Annotated in this window: 1 pseudogene; it reads left to right on the forward strand. The window is 39.1% G+C overall.

From position 1 onward, the window contains the following. A pseudogene (locus tag EXE09_RS18910) lies at positions 1–448 on the forward strand (hypothetical protein); the annotation flags it as partial.

The raw sequence follows: 448 nt of genomic DNA on the forward strand, positions 1-448 counted from the left end.
TCAACTGCAATGGGTGGTTGGTCGCTTTCTAACCCAGTGTCTAAAGGTGCATCTGTACTTTATAACGGTGCAAAAAATGTTCTTATTAATGGTAAGAATGTTGCAAAAACTTCTACTGCTTTAATTACACCTACTGCTCAACAAGTCGCAAAAGTTTTAGCGCGCGGAGGTGCTGCTTATGCGCTTTCTGTAGCTGTAGAACAGCTTATAGGTGCAGGTGTTGATTGGGTTCTTGATCCTGCAAACAATCAGATTAAATATACTGTTCCAAATCCAAATAATTCTAATTTGCTTTGGATAGTTGAGGGTTTGGACTACACAGTAGCTTCAACTCAATATCAAGCTTGTATGATAGCAGTTTCTAGAAATCCAACTGTCGCGTCGGATTCTGGCACGTGGGGGTCTTTTCAATCTGTTTCGAATAATAAATGTGTCTTTAAATATAGAA

This window comes from Acinetobacter sp. WCHAc060025, from assembly GCF_004209355.1.
In the GTDB taxonomy this organism is placed as follows: Bacteria; Pseudomonadota; Gammaproteobacteria; order Pseudomonadales; family Moraxellaceae; genus Acinetobacter; species Acinetobacter wuhouensis.